Origin of the sequence: Aminivibrio sp., assembly GCF_016756745.1 — a bacterium.
Taxonomy (GTDB): Bacteria; Synergistota; Synergistia; order Synergistales; family Aminobacteriaceae; genus Aminivibrio.
In genome coordinates, this window is the sequence record NZ_JAESIH010000068.1 from 1 (window position 1) to 15227 (window position 15227).

Consider the following 15227-nt stretch of genomic DNA (forward strand, 5'->3'; position numbering starts at 1 on the left):
TCGGAGATCGCCCGCACGAACGGAAAGATCCTTGAAGAGCACCTCGGAGAGATGGTCCGCTCCACAGTAGAAGAGGTCTTGAACGGACTGCTCGATGCTGAAGCGGATCACATCTGCGGCGCGGAGCACTACGAACGGAGCCCTGACAGGGTGGACAGCCGTTCCGGCCACTATCAACGAAAGCTGAAGACGAAAGCCGGAGAGGTGAAACTCAGGGTCCCCAAGCTTCGCAAGCTTTCGTTCGAATCGGCGATCATCGAACGCTACCGCCGCCGCGAGAGTTCCGTCGAGGAGTCTTTCGTCGAGATGTACCCGGCGGGCATCTCGGTGCGCCGCGTCGAAAGCATCACTGAGGCGTTGTGGGCTGAGCGCGTCAGTCCGGGGACGATCAGCAACTTGAACAAGAAGATCTACGGCCGGATTGAGGAGTCGTTCACTTCGAACGGAACGTGTTAAAAAAGGACGTTCCGAAGAACAAGGCGGAAGAAGTCGGTCGGATGCTTCGGGCGATTTACTCGCAGGAGTCCCGTGAAAGCGCTCTTGAGAAGGCGGCAAGCGTCGTGACCCGCCTCAAGGATATGAAGCTGCCGAAAGCCGTAAAAATGCTTGAACAGGGAATCGGAGAGACATTGAGCTACTACGACTTTCCTGCGGCCCACTGGAGAAAGATGCGGACTAACAACGCCTCGAGCGGTTGAACAGGGAGATCCGGAGGAGAACCAACGTGGTCGGAAGCTTTCCGGACAGCGAAGCGGCATTGATGCTTGCGGCGGCCCGACTTCGGTACGATCTCTCCCATCAATGGGGGACGAAGCGGTACATGAACATGGAGCCGTTGCTGGAAAGAGAGATTGAATCCGCTATATAGGACAAAACACATACTATGGGTAAGCTACAGCAGAACCGATTTTCAAGGTGCTATTGTCTGAATTCAACTTTTGCGAAAAACTCTTGACACTATCGAGAATCGGGTTGCTGGAGAGATGTTTCGGTACAAGGGGAAAAAGAAAACCCGTCACCCCAGAGAATATAACCCTGGAGAGACGGGTTTGTCTTTTCTAAATGGTGGAGCCGGGGGGAATCGAACCCCCGTCCGACAAGGGCCGGCCGTGGAAGCGCTACGGGCGTAGTTCCCGATTTAATGTCGGCTCAAAACTCCCGGGAACAGGATTTTCTCGCCCAAGCCCCCTTATCTTTTTTCCGGGACCGGAGACACTCCCCGAAAAGCATCCGCCATTTTGTGTCGCCTTACGCAGAAACGGCGGCTGCTGCCGCGTAAGACGTGGCTGCATTAAGCAGCCAGTGCGTAGTTATTGTTGTTGACGTTTGTTTTTGTGTCCGCGTTTAACGAGGTTCGGACAACCTCGGCCCGCTCTTCCAGACCCTCCGTCTTGCCGTCGAGACCAATCGGCCCCATTGATGGCAGCTTAATCATCTCTGTTTCTGTGCCGGACCGCCCGTTCCATGTCGCGCTTGGCGTCCCGTTCCGCTATGGAGTCACGCTTGTCGTGGAGCAGTTTCCCTTTGACGAGCGCCAGTTCCACCTTGGCCCGCTTCCCTTCCTTGAGGTACATGGAGAGGGGAACGAGGGTGAGACCTTTTTCCCGGACCTTCGAGAAGAGACGCAGGATTTCGTGCTTCTTCATAAGGAGTTTCCGGTCCCGGAGAGGTTCGTGGTTGTAGTAGCCGCCCTTTTCGTAGGGGGAGATGTGGACCCCCACGAGCCAGAGCTCGCCGTTCCGGATCAGCGCATACCCTTCCTTGAGGTTGACCTTGCCGTCCCGGACGGATTTAATCTCCGTGCCCGTGAGGACGATGCCGCATTCAAAGGTCTCAAGGATGAAGTAGTCATGCCGGGCTTTTCTATTTTGCGCTACTGTCCGGTCCGCCATCTTTATTCTCCGATGAAGATTTTAGCAAATTAGTCAGGATTAGTCAACAAGACATCTCCTGAGAAAAAGAGGCCCCGGCGTGTGCCGGAACCTCTCCTCAATTCCCAAATGGTCGGGGCGAGAGGATTTGAACCTCCGACCTCCTGGTCCCGAACCAGGCGCGCTTACCAGACTGCGCTACGCCCCGAAACACCGCACTTCCGAAGATGGTATTCCGACAACGGCGAAGATTGTAACACCCCCGGCCTACCTCGTCAAACGATCGTCCCTTTTTCTTTCGTCTTCTCCGGGCGCCGCTCCGCCCTTCCGGTTGTTCCATATTATCCTGTTGCCGGGCGTGCCGTCGGCGGCAAGGGGTATTTCCGTCCAGCCCCAGGGAGTGACCAGGAGGAACCGGAAGGCTATGCCCTGGGAGCCGAGGGCCCGGATGTGGGAGATGTACCGGTAGACGTCGCCGATGATGAAGGTGTCGCTGATCATCCAGACCCTGCGGCAGAGCTTCCTGTTGAAGAGGGATGCGTAGTCGATGGCCATGCGGAGGCTGTCCTCGAAATCAGTGGGCCCCACGTTGAGGACGACGGCATCCTCATGGCCTGATGGTTTCTTGAGGTTGGGAAGGAGATCAGCGTAGTCGTCCACCCACTCGAGCTGGGTGAAGAGTTTCTCCCCGTCCGCCTCGAGCACGCTGTCAAAGAGCGCAGAGAGGGGATCGCCGTCGTGTTCGGCAGCTTCGGAGGTGAGCGATTCCTCCATCCACTGTTGCAGCTGGGTCACTATTTTCTGGATGTACCGTGGGTGTTCCGTTCCCGCCATGGCTGAAAGAATCTCCCCTACCGTCCATTTTTCTTCATTTTCTCGTTCGAATGTCATGAAATCCTCCGGAACTTCTATTATGGGGGAAGCATAACATATACCGGTTCCCGCCACAACAAAAAAGGGGGGAAAAAAGGCTGTTTTCAGGCGGAAATTCTCTCGATTTTTCCCCGCCTCATGAGGACGCGTCTGCCGCAGACGCCGTCGAGCCACTGGATGTCGTGGGAGGCAATGAGGGAGATGGTGCCCCATTTCTCCCATGCTTCCCTGATCACCCGGGCCATGAGAAGGGCGTTTTCTTCGTCCACGTGGGCGGTGGGCTCGTCGAGGAGGAGCACTTTCGTCCGCAGGACGAGGCGGGATGCGAGGGCCACTCTCCGCGATTCTCCTCCCGAGAGCCTGAACCATTCTCTTTTGCCGAAGTCCGGGGACAGGCCGACCATTTCGAGGGCTTCGGCAACCCGGTCGGCGAGGCGATCCGTGTCTCCCCGGGCCCGAAGTCCGTAGGCCACGTTCTCGAAGACGGACCGCCGGAGGAGGTAAGGTTCCTGGAGGAGGAGGGTTACTTCCCGGCGGAGTTCCCTTTCCCGTTCTTCCGTTGAGTTTCCCAGGAAGCGGATGGTGCCGGCCGCCGGTTTCAGGAGGAAGGCGAGGGCCTTCAGGAGGGTGCTCTTGCCGCTGCCGTTGTGCCCGGCGAAGGCGGTGGGGCCGTCGGACGGGATGTCCAGCCGGTCGATGCGCAGCACGGGGTCTTCACCGTAGGAACACACGAGGTCTTGGATCTCGTAGAGAGGCAGCGTTCGGGATGTTTGGGCTTGCCTGGTCATGATGCCGTCCTCCTGCGGAGGGCCGCAAGAGACCAGTTGAGGACGAAGGAGAGGACAAGAAGCAGGACGCCGAGAGCGATGCCGGTGGAGAATTCTCCCTTGCCTGTTTCCAGTGTGATGGCGGTGGTGATGGTGCGGGTGTGCCACTTTATGTTGCCGCCGAGCATCATGGAGACGCCCACTTCGGCGGTGACCCTTCCGTAGGCGGTGACGGCGGCGAGGAGGATCTGGTGTCTGCTCTCCCAGAGGGTGGAGAGGGCGAGGCGCTTTCCTCGGGCCCCCAGAGTGAGGAGGGTAAGGCGAAGTCGGTCATCAACGCTTTCCACGGCGGATGCCGTAAGGGCGACCACGATCGGAAGGGCAAGGATGGTTTGGCCGATGGCCATGCCGGGGATGGTGAAGAGAAGCCCGTAGCCGCCGAGGGGCCCCCGGTTGGAAATGAAGGCATAGACGAAGAGTCCCACCACTACGGTGGGGAGGGAAAGGAGGGTGTCCACGGTGATCCGGAGGATTTTGCGCCCCGGGAAGGAGAAGTAGCCGAGGATGAAGCCCGAAGGAACCCCTATGGCCAAGGTAACGGCAATGGACAAACAGGAAAGCTTGAGGGTTGTGCTCACTGCCGTCCATACTTCCTCGTTCATGGTGAAGATGAGGCCGAGCCCCTGGATGAAGCCTTCCGAAAGGTAGTTCACGGAATTCCTCCTTTTCAATAAAAAAATGCCTCTCCCCATACCGCAGGAAAGGCACGCTTTGCGTCCTTCCCTCCTTGCCGTGCGGGAGGCGCTTCCGTTTCCGGGAGCACCCTGTCGGCCATGAATCCGTAGGCTGCCGCCTGTAGGTTTCATGGCTCGGAGGGACCGTCCGCGGGATATTGTACCCTGCCCCTTTCCTGAAGGCAACCGGAAGGAGCGGCCTAAATCCGCAGGCAGCGGGGAGTGTCACCAGTGCTCGCTTGGGCCGCCGGTGCAGATTGTCGTCCTTGACAACTGCACCTGAAACCGACATCCGTGTCGGTTTCTCTCCCCCGGGCGCTGTGCCCGGCGACACTCCTTCTGCCTGAAAAATTTGCGGATTTAGGGCGGTCATAGGGTACAATAACCGGAGAATACGTGCGGAGGTGGATACATGATTCCTTTCAGACTGAGGCGGGAGACCGCCTGCATGGTGATGGTGGACGTTCAGGAGCGGCTTCTTCCCGCCATTTCCGGAGCGGAGGAGATCCGCCGGAATACGGTGAAGCTGGCGACGGCAGCGAGAGTGCTTTCCGTTCCCTTCGTGTACACGGAACAGTACCCCAGGGGGCTCGGCCCCACCGATGGGGAGATCCTGGCGGCCTTGCCTGAGGGCGCCCCCCGCATGGAAAAGACGACGTTTTCCTGCTGCGACGAGGCCGCTTTTGAAGAGCTTCTTCAGGGAACGGGCCGCTCTGTGCCGGTGATATTCGGCATCGAGACCCACATCTGCATCCTTGCTACCGTTCTCGACCTCCTTGAGAAGGGCCGGAAGGTGGTGCTCGCCTCGGATGCCTGCGGGAGCAGGGACCCTCTGAAGGCCGAGCGGGCCCTCTCGGCCATGGTGTCGTCCGGTGCCCTGGCGGTACCCGTGGAGTCGGTGATCTACCACCTGATGGGCAGATCGGGAACGCCTGAGTTCAAGGAGCTTCTCCCCCTCTTCAAGGGATGATGTCCTGAAAAAAACGGAAATTCTGGAAGGAGGCAGCGCGGAACAGTGAACATCGACAGGGAAAAGGCCCTACTGCTGCACCGGAAGGCCCGGGGGAAGATCCGGATCTACCCCACGGTGAACATACGGAACGAGGAAGACCTCGGCATGGTCTACGTCCAGGGGGGCGCATACGCCGCCGCCGGGATCATGGAAGATCCGGAAGCCGTCTTCGAATATTCGGGGAAGGGAAACCGGCTCGCTCTCATCAGCGACGGTTCGGCGGTCCTGGGCATGGGCAACATCGGGCCCAGGGCGGCGCTGCCGGTGATGGAGGGCAAGTGCCTGCTCTTCAAGAACTTCGGCGACGTGAACGCCATTCCTCTCTGCATCGACGCCCGGAATGCCGACGATATCGTCGCCATGGCGAAGATGGTCGCCCCCACCTTCGGGGCGATCAACATCGAGGACGTGTCGAGCCCCAACTCCTTTACCGTGGTGGAGCGCCTCCAGTCTGAGCTGGACATCCCCGTTTTCTGCGACGACCAGCACGGCACGGCGGTGGTGGTTCTGGCCGCGCTGATGAACGCCCTGAAGCTGGTGGAAAAGGAGCTCCGGGATACTTCCACGGTCATCATGGGGGCGGGGGCTGCGGGCATCTCCGTGGCGCGGCTGCTGCTCCACGCGGGTGCGGGGCAGGTCACGGTACTGAACAAGTGCGGCATCATCGGGCCGGGCAACAGCTGCATGAATTTCGTCCAGGAAGAACTGGCGAAACGGCTCGGGGAAACCCGGGGAGGGGCCTCCCTGGATGAAGCCGTGAAGGGAGCGGATGTTTTCATCGGTCTTTCGTCGAGAGGGAAAATCAGTACATCTCACGTGCGCTCCATGAAACCGGGAAGCATTATCCTCGCCCTCTCCATGCCCGAGCCGGAGATCTCCGCGGAAGAGGCTTCCGCCGCCGGCGCCGCCGTTTTCGCCGAAGGGCTCACGGGAACGTCCAACGCCATGCCGAACCTCCACGCCTACCCGGGGATCGCACGGGGGCTTCTGGACGTCCGGGCCAAGGGGCTGAATGAAAACATCCTCATGGCGGCATCCCGGGCCGTTGCGGGAGCGGTGGACCGGAGGCGTCTTTCCCGGCGGTGCATCATCCCGGACCTGTTCTCCGATGAAGTGACCCCCAGGGTGGCCGAGGCCGTGGCCCAGACGGCCATCGCCGAGGGGCTCGCCTCCCTGCATGTTCCGCCGAAACAGGTGTACGAGGAAACCTGGCAGCGTCTCTTCGGCGGCATCATGGAAAGGGTGTAAGAAATCACAGGGGCTGCCCGGAGGAGAGCCCCTGTCGCTTTTTGCGAAGTCTACAGTGCCCGGAAGAGCAGCAATATCGTTCCGGCCAGGGTGACGAAGACCGAGTGACGTTCGCTCTTCCAGAGAACGGAAAGGTCGAAGGGGCCGTCCAGGTCTTCCTGGTTCCACCGCTTGGGGAAGTAGCGCCCGGTCCGTTCCATGTACCGCTCGTACTCCCGGCCGAACTTCCGGCGCAGGAAGGATTCCTCCCAGGGGATGATGAGCACTCCGTAGATCACGAAGAAGGCGACGACAAAGAGAAGCAGGGCCTTCCAGCCGGCGAGGAGCCCCCAGCCGGCGCCGATGAGGCCGTTGCCTATGTAGAGGGGGTTCCGGGCGAGGGCGTAGGGGCCCCAGGTGACAAGCCGCTCCGCCCCTACCTGTTCGCCCCGGTAGCGGGTGATGCACCCGGCGGCCCAAAAGCGGACTCCCTGCCCGAGGAAAACAAGAAGAAGCCCGGCGGTTACGGCGCCGGCGGAAACCGGTTCGGACAGGAAGAAAACTCCAAGAAAGAGGACGGTCCAGAGGCCGCCCCTCAGTTTGAACGCGGCCGCCCGTATATCATTCATGGTGATCACCATGATCATCGGAAAAATCGTTCTCCCCGGCTTCTTCCTCCACCGGGGGCTCATGGTCGTAGAGTTCCTCCGTGACGCCCCAGCCCAGCAGCTTCACCGCCACAACCACGCCCATGGCGATGGCGAGGTATTCGGTGAAAAACCGCCACGCGATGGCCATGACGCCCGCCATATTCCATGGCACCAGCAGCCCGAAGAGGGCGGCTCCTCCGCCTTCCGCCACGCCGCTCGCCCCAGGGGTGGGGACAAAGTACAGAAGGAACGTGAAAACGGCCTGGGCAAGCACCGCCTGAAGATAGTGGAAGGGCAGGTCGACCGACGCGATGAGGCAGGGAAGCACTGAAAAGATGAAAAGCAGGTGGAATACGGAAAGGACGATCGCCAGGAGAAAATATTTCAACCCGCAGGAAAAGAACATCTGGATGTTGAGGTTGTAGTTGTCCACCTCCAGGTTGATCCGCTTGACGATCTTGAGCACCCGTTCGGGCTTGACCACGCCGAAGTTCTTGAGCCACAGGGTGAAGACCCTGCCCCACCTCTTGATGCTCGCGGGCCTGGTAATGCTGAGAACCACGAGGACCCAGGAGATGATGATGAAGGCGAGGACGTAGGAGAACACTCCCTTGAGGAAGAGGCGACCCCTGAGGAGTTCCGGTTCGATGAAGACCGCCACGGGAACGACGATTCCCAGGATGAGGATTGTGAGCAGGGTCCGGGTGAGGGTGATGGCGATTCCCTTGCCGAGGGCGACCTTCCTCTTGTAGAGGACGTAGACCTGGAAGGGCCCCCCGCCGCTCTGCATGGGGGTGACGGCGCAGCCGAAATAGTGAAGCCACGTGAGCACCATTCCCAGCTTGAAGTCGATTTTTTCACCGGCGGCCCGGGCAAGGGCGCAGAATCGGGAGGCGTCACAGGCCCACGCCAAGAGGACAAATACAAGGGCAAGCAGCAGGAGCCGCTTATCGGCACCCAGAACGGTGGACCAGGTTTCGCCGTCCACGCTGGACAGGAGAACCACGGCGCTGACTCCGAAGGAGAGCAGCAGAAAAAGCACCAGGCCTTTACGAAGGGTCAATGAAGGGAAAGCCTCCTCTTTCGGCGGAAAAGCCGGACTACGCTTGTTCTATAATACCTGCTGCGACGCGGATGTCATCGGCTATGAATAACATTGTACCAATTGTACCAGATTTTACGTCCTCCCTGACTGCTGGGAAGGCTGAATTTTCTCTTTCTGTTTCCTTTCCGGGGCCGGTCGTGACAAGGATAAAACGACAGCCGCAGTCGGAAGTAATAGGCCGCGGGGGCGTCTCCTGTCATCCGGTTTTTTCGGAGATCAATGCCCATTTCTTCGGACGCACGGATTGCCATGCCGGGAGCAGACTTCCGGCACAGGCAGCCGGGGAAGCCTTCTTCTACGGGGCTGTAGGGGCATGATAGAAAGTGTCCATGAATGCTCCTTCCCGGGGGAGAAGCTCAGATATGCGGCACTGAATTCCCGAGAGAGCCGGTTCCTTGAACATTCCCCCGGCGGTGCCGCTCTGGTTTGCGGCCACCAGAGTCATGAACCCTATGGATCGAAGCAGCCGGAGAGCTTCCGCGCCGCCCGGCAGCAGTCTTGCCGACGGGGGGTTCGGAGAGGAAGGAAACATTTTCAATGAGGGTACTGCCGCGGTCGAGAAAAACCGCCCGGGCCATTACTGGACCGTGCTGTCGCCGATGTCCCTCAGGGCGCCGATGTATCCGCCGAGGCTCTCGATGCGGGGGAGGATTCCCAACCGGAGGGTGTAGGCCAGTTCGAGGGGTTTGCCCTCCTCCACCGAACGGGAAGCCTTCTCGAGCTCCGCGAGCAGTGCCGCCTTGACTTCACCAAGTCCGCCGCCGCCCACTTCGGAGTCGTTCACCCCGAGAAGAATCTCGCTGTGGTGGATCACCTGGAGGATCCACCCGATCCCTTCCGCCGCTTTCCCGACGAGTTCAAGCCCTTCCGTCGTCCTGTCGGCTTCGAGGTGGTCCGCGGCGCGGCCGAGCCCCGAAGCGAGACGCTGTTGGTATTCAGAAGCGTCGGTCAGCGTTGCGACAAGAAAATCGCGGACCGGCCGACTCCCGAACCGGGCTTCCGTTCCTCCGGACAGGGCAAGGAACGCTTCCTCGTCCAGTTCGGCCCCGTCAATCTCGATGGAGCGGATCAGCCTGCCCTTTTTCCCGAGGGTCTCCTTCACGATCGTAAGCACGTCCTCTTTCGACGGGGCTTCTCCCGGAAAGACGATCTCTTCACCGTCAAGATATATTTTCATGTGCAGCCCTCCCTGGGTGGAGTTTGCCTTGCAGTCCCGCTCCTCCGGAAATCCCGGATGGCGGGCATTCCCGAAAAGCCATTGTATCATGACCGGCACCTGAACAGGAAAGTTTAAGGCGACCCCCTCTTCAGCCGATAAGAAAGGGAAGCATTATACCCTTATTTTCAGGGAGATGGTTTCATGGGTGATTACCAGTCCACTTTTTCCATACCCGGCATTTCCTCCAGCATCGACTGGGGGAGCATGGCGGACAAGCTGCTCGAAAACGCCCGGAAGTCCCAGGAGCCCCTGATAGCCAAGCAGGACACCCTGGAACTGAAGATCGGGCTGTTCAACGAGTTTTCTGCCTCCATGAAAGGCGTCCGGAATACCCTGGCTCCTCTCAAGCTGGCATCCACCTTTAATGCCAAGACCGCCGAATTCTCGGTACTCTCCGGGGTGAACGCCCAGAGCGTGGTGACTGCCACCGTATCCGCCGATGCCGCCGTCAGCCGGCACGAGATCGAGGTTCTGCAGAAGGCTGTCGCCCAAAGCCGGTTCAGTGAGAAGATTGAGACTACTGTAGGGGACGCAGGGCTTGCCGCCTCGCAGAAATTTTACATCAACGTGGGCGGCCGCAGGGCGGAAATTCTGGTCAACACCACCGATTCTCTCACTACCATCGCGCAGAAAATCAACGACGCGAAGGACATCACCATCGACCCCACCACGGGAACGGCCTACGGAGAAAGCCTCGGCATCACCGCATCGGTGATCGACAACCGGCTTATCATCAAGAGCGCCAATACGGGTCTGGGAGAAACTACCGACAAGAGCACCCTCACCAGGGGCAGCGGTACCACCGACAAGCTCGGGTTCACCGTTGCCAAGGACGCGCCGTCGAACGGAACGCTCACCATCAAGACCGACTCCGTCACCTACGTGGAGGGAACCGATTTCACCGTGGACTCGGGAAGCGACGAGATCACCTGGATTGCGGGACACGGGCCCGCGACGGGAACATCCTACGAGGTATCCTACACGGTGAACTCCAACGTCTTCAGCATCGACGGCGACGCCGGGCTGCTTTCACTCCTGAAGCTGGACGATGACTCGGCGGACCACTACCTCGCAGCCCAGGATGCCGAGATCAAGATCGACGGGCTCACCGTCGCCAGGTCTTCCAACAAGATGAACGATCTCATCGAGGGCGTGGAGCTTACCGTCAACGGCCCCGGATCGGTTGTCATGGACATTACCCAGGACGCCGAACAGGCGGTGACCGGTATCCAGGACTACGTCACCTACTACAACGACCTCATGGACTGGATCAACATCCGCCTGAGCGAGTCATCTTCGGCTTCCAGTTCCGAAAAGGACGACCAGTACAAAAACGACGACTTTTACAAGAAGTTCGGCCTGCTCCACGGAAATTCCATGCTCTGGCAGACCAAGTCCCAGATAAGGCAGCTCATGACGGATCCCGTCACCGCAGCCTATACATCGAAGACGGGGCGGCCCGTGGTGGGAACCATGGCCGGTGAAGGCCTGACGGAAAACACCGCCTTCACGCTGACGGTGGGCGTCCGGACGGCCACTATCGAAGTGACCCCCGAGGACACGCTGCAGACCATCGCGAGCAAGATCAACAGCTCTTACGAAATGACCCACGACCCCCAGGGACGGACGTACCCCATCCCCATGGCCAGCGCCAAGGTAGTGAACAACCAGCTCGTTATCGAGGCATCGCCGAACCGGAAGTTCTCCCTGGCTGCATCGGACGGCGTTCTGGACACCCTGGGGCTCGGTACGCCCTTCACCCTTCTTTCCCAGATCGGCATCTCCACGGAGAGCACCGACTACGGCAAAAGCGGGAAGCTGGAATTCGACTCGGACAAGTTCATGGAAGCGCTGCGGAACGACCCCGAAGGCGTGGCGGCCATCATGAATACGGTCATGACCAAGATGGATGAATACATCGGCAACATGGTGGACACGACCCAGATCGAGGTCGGATACACCACGGCGCCCAAAGGCCGGATTGCCAGCCAGATCACCACCTGGCAGACCGAAATCGCCACCATCGACAAGAGAATCGCCGAATCGGAAGCCCGTCTCGAGATCCGGGCACGGGGGCTCTATGAACAGTTCGCCCAGGCCGAGGTGAACCTGGCGAAGCTGCAGCAGCAGGCTTCCTGGCTGGCCTCGGTGGTGAGCCAGCTTTCAGGAACGGGGTCAAGCTCCTCCTCCTGATTCCTGCGCACCAGCAAAAGGCCGGAGGACCTTTCAGGTCCTCCGGCCTTTTTTCTTTTTTCCCGCCGGAACTAATGCTCCGCGCTTTCCAGTATATGGGACAGGGTTTCCGGAGAAAGCTGGGCGAAGCCGATGCGCCAAGCCAGTATGGCCGCCTGGGTCCGGTCCCGGCGATCGAGCTTCTTGAGCACGTGGCTCACGTGGTTTTTCACCGTCTTCTCGGAGAGGACCATCCGGTCGGCCACTTCTGTGTTGCTCAGCCCCTGGGCGAGCCAGTAGAGTATTTCCTTCTCCCTGGGGGTGAGCTCGTAGAGTTGGTCGTTCTCCTCTTTTCTCCTGGAGAAGGAGGTGAGGAGTTTTCCCGCGACCCTGGGATCCACGTAGGGCTGTCCCCTCGCCGCCGACCGGATGGCGGAAAGCAGCTCCACCTTTCCGGAAGCCTTGAGGACGAACCCGAGAACCCCCGCCGCCGAGAGGGCTGAGAGACAGTCCTCGTCGTCGTAGGCGCTGATGGCCACATACCGTGTTTTGTGGGGAATGTTGTTCAGTTCCCTGACAAGCTGAATGCCGTCCATCCGGGGCATGTTGATGTCAAAAAGAAGGATGTCAGGCTCTTTTTCCCTGATGAGCGAGAAGGCTTCTTCGCCGTCACCCGCTTCACCGACGACGGCGATATCCGATTCCAGTTCCAGAAGCTTTTTTAGCCCGTCACGGAAAAGCTTGTGATCGTCCGCAATGAGCACCCTGATTAGTTCCATTTCCACACCCCCGTCACGCGGGCCGAAGACGGCCGCAACTCCTTTGATGATACGACTGTGCTATAGTGGACGCTGACCCTGAATGTACGGTAAAGGAATTTCCGCCGGCATCATAGGTCTTAAGAACTATTTTATCACAGATTCCCTGATTTTCAGAGGAGGAGCGCTCTTTGACCCGATCCGCCATACCCGCCCTTTCCCTGTCCCTCAGAAAAAAAGTCGGCCTCGCTGCGGGCCGATTCAAGATGATCTCCCCGGGAGACCGGATCATGATCGGCCTCTCCGGAGGAAAGGACAGCCTTGTCCTGACGCTGGCCCTCGCGGGACTCCGCAGAAGGAGCCCCGTCCCCTTTTCCCTCGCCGCATGCTTCGTTGACATTACCGGCGGAGAGACGGACGTCTCGTCCCTGCGGGAATTCTGCGATTCCCTGGACATTCCCTTTTTCGTCCGCCCCCATCCTATCGTGGGAATCATCGAGGCGCGGAATGAGCGGTCTCCATGCAGCCTGTGCGCCAATATCCGGCGCGGTATCCTGAACACGGCGGCAAAGGAGGAGGGGTGCAATCTCCTGGCCCTGGGGCACAACCTGGACGACGTGGTTGAGACGGCGCTGATGAACCTTTTCAACACGGGCAGGTTCAGGGCCTTCCAGCCGAAGTTCCGGCAGAGCAGGTCAGGCATGACGGTTATCCGTCCCCTGGTGTTCGCGGAAGAGAAGAAGATCCTGAAGGAAGCCCGCAGGCTCGGGATGCCCGTTCTGCCCTATGTCTGCCCCTTTTCCCTCGATACGGAACGGGTGAAGGCAAAAAGTATACTTGACAGACTGAGTGCCGGGAACCCGAAAATAAAGTACAATATACTACACGCACTTCAGTACCTGGACGAACGGGACAAATGGTCCCAGGGAGAAGCGGAGGCTACAGCCCCCACCATTCCGGGGACGAGCCTGAAGGAGAGATGACATGGGGAAAAACGACGGACTGTCTTTAGGGCCCACGCCCTCCGCAAACGGACGGACGTTTCCCGAGAACCCCGACTATCCCGGAGCAAACAGCACCGTAACTGAAAACTACTTCCGCTGGGATCCCCTTGACGATCCCGATTTTGCCCACCTCATCGTGGGAAAGGGCAGCATCGGCGGCAAGGGGCGTTCCCTGCTCTTTGCCATGGCAAAACTGCGGGACAGTAAGGAGGAGACGTTGAAACGGGTGATCTTTCCGCCGTCTCTTTTCATCGCCACCGACTCCTTTGATTACGTGCTCCGCCAGATTCCCGACCTGGAAGAACTGAAGAAGGAGGAACCGGAGGTGATCGAGTACGCCTTCCTCCGGACAAAACTCCCGACGGAAGTGAGCGAAAGAGTTCTGCGCTTCCTCGAGAAGATCACCGATCCCATCGTGGTCCGCAGCAGCAGCGTCCTCGAGGATTCGCTGAAATACTCCTTCGCGGGGAAATACCTTTCAACATTCGAGTTCAACGACGGAGAGACGTCCCTGGAGGAACGGGCCGCCCAGGTGGAGCGGGACATCAAGAAAATTTACGCCAGGACGTTCTTCCCATTAGCGGTGGCCTACCGGTCGAAACACGGCCTGGGGGACGACCGCATGGGGATCATTCTCATGAGAGTCGCCGGAAAGTGGCGGGGACGGTACTACTACCCCACCATCGCCGGCGTGGGGTTTTCACGCTATTACAGGAGGTGGACCACCCGGATCCGGTCCGAGGACGGGATCATCCGCCTGGTCTTCGGCATGGGCACCACGAGCACCAAGCGGGGGTACGCCCGAACCTTCGCCCTGACACTGCCGAGTCTCCGCCCCGAGGGTCAGAACCCCTTCAACATCATGCGCCATGCCCAGGAGCATTTCCAGGTAATCGACCGGGAGCAGAAATCCCTGGTGACGGTGGACGTGAAGCGCATCTGGAAGGACATTTTCCCCTACCACAGCTGTTTCCCCGACTATGCCCAGATTTACAGGCCCGACGACGACGGCGGGTATTTCACCCCCATGTCCCGCCACGGTTCCACCATCAGGGCCGGTGAAAAGGTCTGCTTCACTTTTGAGGAGTTCGCCTGCCGTTCGAAGCACTTCTTCGAGCGGATGAAAAAGCTCCTCGCCCTCCTCGACCGGGAGATGGGCGTGCCGGCGGACGTGGAGTTCGCCTACCACCCCAGCGAAGACCTGGTGGAGATCGTCCAGGCCCGTCCCCTGTGGCTCAGTGATCAGAGCCAACCAGTGTCCATCCCGGACCTGGAGAACCGGAGGGTGATACTGAAGGCGGACAGGATGGTGACCCACGGCGTAAAGGAGAACATCCCCTACCTCGTGTACGTGGACCATCGCATTTACGCTCAGGAGACCAGGTTCCACGACGTGGCCCGGGCGATAGGCACGGTGAACGAGGCACTGAAGGGCTCCCGGTTCATTCTCGTGGCTCCGGGCAGGGTGGGTTCCAGCAATCCCCTTCTCGGCGTACCGGTGCAGTACAACGAGATTACGAGGTGCTCCTGCATCGTGGAGGTGGGTTTTCCCAAGGAGGGGTACATGCCGGAACTTTCCTTCGGTACCCACTTCTTTACGGACCTGGAGATCGACGGAATCCTCTACATGCCCGTCTACGAAGGGGCGAAGAACAACATCTTCGACGAGAGCTTCTTCGACTCCGCTCCGTACGCCCTGGGGTCCCACGCGGGTGTCCGCATCTACTCAGGATCCTTCTCGGTGTACACCGATGGAGACAAAAATTTCGGCGTCGTGGTGGCGGACAGGGTGGACGAACCGGAGAACGGATGGGACTGAAACCCGACATCGTATA

14 protein-coding genes, 1 tRNA gene, 1 other RNA gene, 1 pseudogene and 1 riboswitch are annotated in these 15227 nt (G+C 59.5%); of the genes and pseudogenes, 6 read left to right on the forward strand and 11 right to left on the reverse strand.

Annotation, left to right across the window (positions count from 1 at the left end; genetic code table 11):
• A pseudogene (locus JMJ95_RS11660) lies at positions 1-868 on the forward strand (transposase); the annotation flags it as partial.
• A gap of 195 nt (positions 869-1063) precedes the next feature.
• On the opposite strand, the gene ssrA reads toward JMJ95_RS11660, so the two are convergent.
• The 6 genes from ssrA to JMJ95_RS11690 all read right to left on the reverse strand — a co-directional run bounded on the left by ssrA (position 1064) and on the right by JMJ95_RS11690 (position 4224).
• Positions 1064-1415: a transfer-messenger RNA gene (ssrA, locus tag JMJ95_RS11665) on the reverse strand.
• A 12-nt stretch (positions 1416-1427) separates the two neighbouring features.
• Positions 1428-1892 carry an SsrA-binding protein SmpB gene (gene smpB / locus JMJ95_RS11670; RefSeq protein WP_290685488.1) on the reverse strand — a complete coding sequence of 155 codons (465 nt, stop codon included), beginning with the start codon at positions 1890-1892 and terminating at the stop codon, positions 1428-1430.
• A gap of 109 nt (positions 1893-2001) precedes the next feature.
• Positions 2002-2079 (reverse strand) — tRNA-Pro (locus JMJ95_RS11675).
• Positions 2080-2138: 59 nt separating this feature from the next.
• Positions 2139-2762 carry a hypothetical protein gene (locus tag JMJ95_RS11680; protein WP_290685490.1) on the reverse strand — a complete coding sequence of 208 codons (624 nt, stop codon included), beginning with the start codon at positions 2760-2762 and terminating at the stop codon, positions 2139-2141.
• A gap of 86 nt (positions 2763-2848) precedes the next feature.
• Entirely contained in the window at positions 2849-3532 is a 684-nt protein-coding gene (locus JMJ95_RS11685; RefSeq protein ID WP_290685492.1) for an energy-coupling factor ABC transporter ATP-binding protein, read from the reverse strand.
• Positions 3529-4224 carry an ABC transporter permease gene (locus JMJ95_RS11690; protein WP_290685495.1) on the reverse strand — a complete coding sequence of 232 codons (696 nt, stop codon included), beginning with the start codon at positions 4222-4224 and terminating at the stop codon, positions 3529-3531. Before JMJ95_RS11690 ends, JMJ95_RS11685 begins: the two co-directional genes overlap by 4 nt.
• 55 nt (positions 4225-4279) lie before the next feature.
• Positions 4280-4398, reverse strand: a riboswitch (molybdenum cofactor riboswitch).
• Between the two features lie 259 nt (positions 4399-4657).
• Between JMJ95_RS11690 and JMJ95_RS11695 the strand changes: the two genes are divergently transcribed.
• Both JMJ95_RS11695 and JMJ95_RS11700 read left to right on the forward strand, forming a co-directional pair.
• A complete protein-coding gene (locus JMJ95_RS11695; RefSeq protein ID WP_290685498.1) occupies positions 4658-5215 on the forward strand; it encodes an isochorismatase family protein in 558 nt (185 codons plus the stop codon).
• A 45-nt stretch (positions 5216-5260) separates the two neighbouring features.
• Entirely contained in the window at positions 5261-6505 is a 1245-nt protein-coding gene (locus tag JMJ95_RS11700; protein ID WP_290685501.1) for a malic enzyme-like NAD(P)-binding protein, read from the forward strand.
• A 50-nt stretch (positions 6506-6555) separates the two neighbouring features.
• Here the strand turns inward: JMJ95_RS11700 and JMJ95_RS11705 are convergent, their stop codons facing one another.
• From JMJ95_RS11705 to JMJ95_RS11720, 4 genes are all read right to left on the reverse strand, one after another.
• Positions 6556-7131 (reverse strand): isoprenylcysteine carboxylmethyltransferase family protein, encoded by a 576-nt coding sequence (locus JMJ95_RS11705; protein WP_290685504.1) that lies wholly within the window; start codon positions 7129-7131, stop codon positions 6556-6558.
• On the reverse strand, positions 7106-8197 hold the full coding sequence (locus JMJ95_RS11710) for a flippase-like domain-containing protein (RefSeq protein WP_290685507.1): 1092 nt from the start codon (positions 8195-8197) through the stop codon (positions 7106-7108). The genes JMJ95_RS11705 and JMJ95_RS11710 overlap by 26 nt, the downstream gene beginning before the upstream one ends.
• A gap of 337 nt (positions 8198-8534) precedes the next feature.
• Positions 8535-8777 (reverse strand): hypothetical protein, encoded by a 243-nt coding sequence (locus JMJ95_RS11715; protein ID WP_290685510.1) that lies wholly within the window; start codon positions 8775-8777, stop codon positions 8535-8537.
• Positions 8778-8816: 39 nt separating this feature from the next.
• On the reverse strand, positions 8817-9416 hold the full coding sequence (locus tag JMJ95_RS11720) for a hypothetical protein (protein WP_290685513.1): 600 nt from the start codon (positions 9414-9416) through the stop codon (positions 8817-8819).
• A 183-nt stretch (positions 9417-9599) separates the two neighbouring features.
• Here JMJ95_RS11720 and fliD point away from each other — a divergent pair, with 183 nt between their 5' ends.
• Positions 9600-11651 carry a flagellar filament capping protein FliD gene (fliD, locus tag JMJ95_RS11725; RefSeq protein WP_290685515.1) on the forward strand — a complete coding sequence of 684 codons (2052 nt, stop codon included), beginning with the start codon at positions 9600-9602 and terminating at the stop codon, positions 11649-11651.
• A 71-nt stretch (positions 11652-11722) separates the two neighbouring features.
• Here the strand turns inward: fliD and JMJ95_RS11730 are convergent, their stop codons facing one another.
• The gene (locus JMJ95_RS11730; protein ID WP_290685518.1) at positions 11723-12409 is read right to left on the reverse strand and encodes a response regulator transcription factor; all 687 of its coding nucleotides are present in this window, start codon (positions 12407-12409) and stop codon (positions 11723-11725) included.
• Positions 12410-12579: 170 nt separating this feature from the next.
• Between JMJ95_RS11730 and JMJ95_RS11735 the strand changes: the two genes are divergently transcribed.
• Both JMJ95_RS11735 and JMJ95_RS11740 read left to right on the forward strand, forming a co-directional pair.
• Positions 12580-13371 (forward strand): ATP-binding protein, encoded by a 792-nt coding sequence (locus tag JMJ95_RS11735; protein ID WP_290685520.1) that lies wholly within the window; start codon positions 12580-12582, stop codon positions 13369-13371.
• A gap of 1 nt (position 13372) precedes the next feature.
• Positions 13373-15211: a PEP/pyruvate-binding domain-containing protein gene (locus tag JMJ95_RS11740; RefSeq protein WP_290685521.1), complete on the forward strand. Its 1839-nt coding sequence runs from the start codon at positions 13373-13375 to the stop codon at positions 15209-15211.
• Positions 15212-15227 lie beyond the last annotated feature (16 nt).

What these genes read in the sequence shown, in the direction of transcription:
- smpB (WP_290685488.1), bottom strand. Translation starts at nt 1,892, where the DNA reads ATGGCGGACCGGACAGTAGCGCAAAATAGAAAAGCCCGGCATGACTAC.
- JMJ95_RS11680 (WP_290685490.1), bottom strand. Translation starts at nt 2,762, where the DNA reads ATGACATTCGAACGAGAAAATGAAGAAAAATGGACGGTAGGGGAGATT.
- JMJ95_RS11685 (WP_290685492.1), bottom strand. Translation starts at nt 3,532, where the DNA reads ATGACCAGGCAAGCCCAAACATCCCGAACGCTGCCTCTCTACGAGATC.
- JMJ95_RS11695 (WP_290685498.1), top strand. Translation starts at nt 4,658, where the DNA reads ATGATTCCTTTCAGACTGAGGCGGGAGACCGCCTGCATGGTGATGGTG.
- JMJ95_RS11705 (WP_290685504.1), bottom strand. Translation starts at nt 7,131, where the DNA reads ATGATCATGGTGATCACCATGAATGATATACGGGCGGCCGCGTTCAAA.
- JMJ95_RS11720 (WP_290685513.1), bottom strand. Translation starts at nt 9,416, where the DNA reads ATGAAAATATATCTTGACGGTGAAGAGATCGTCTTTCCGGGAGAAGCC.
- fliD (WP_290685515.1), top strand. Translation starts at nt 9,600, where the DNA reads ATGGGTGATTACCAGTCCACTTTTTCCATACCCGGCATTTCCTCCAGC.
- JMJ95_RS11730 (WP_290685518.1), bottom strand. Translation starts at nt 12,409, where the DNA reads ATGGAACTAATCAGGGTGCTCATTGCGGACGATCACAAGCTTTTCCGT.
- JMJ95_RS11740 (WP_290685521.1), top strand. Translation starts at nt 13,373, where the DNA reads ATGGGGAAAAACGACGGACTGTCTTTAGGGCCCACGCCCTCCGCAAAC.